Source organism: Corynebacterium sp. TUM25020, assembly GCF_056388495.1.
The window spans coordinates 1-557 of the sequence record NZ_JBWJFG010000022.1 but is presented as its reverse complement, the minus strand read 5'-3'; the positions used below and the strand labels follow the sequence as shown (position 1 = coordinate 557).

Here is a 557-nt window from a genome sequence, read left to right as displayed (position 1 = left end):
CACTGTGCGTTGATGCGGTAGTGATAGTCCGCGGTGTCTGCGGGCTAGTTCTTTTATGGGGGCGTTGATGCCACCTTCGAGGCTGTTTGTTGTTGCTGCAAGGTTGTCGGGGTCGATGGTTGTTGGTGGGGGTTGCAGGTAGGTAAACAGCAGGTCTCTGCGGTGCAGAGATAGCAATGATTGATAGGCCGCTCGGACGCGTTGGTGGGTGTAGACCTTGGTGTAGGCGCCGGTAGCAGGGTCTTTGATGGTGGTTTTCTCGTTCATCCATTCCCGGTAGGTGTGGTCGAATTCGTGCAGGTGGGCGACCCATGTGGATGCTTGGTCAAGGTCGGTGATGCGAGTGAGTTTCAGGGCTAGGCGGTAGAGGGTTTTGCCGGCATCGGTGCGGGGGTTGCTGGTGGTGTGGCGGCGGACTGTTCGTTGGGCGTGGACGAGGCAGCGTTGGATGCGTGTTGTTGGCCAGCAGTGGTGGATGGCTGATTGGGCACCTTGTCCGCCGTCTGTGACTGCGATTAGTGGTGCGGCAATGGGGCGTAGGAGTTCGGTGTAGGCGG

Annotated in this window: 1 pseudogene; it reads right to left on the bottom strand. The window is 58.9% G+C overall.

Annotated features, from left to right (window positions below):
• Positions 1-557, bottom strand: a pseudogene (locus tag AC05K6_RS10175) (IS256-like element IS3503 family transposase); the annotation flags it as partial.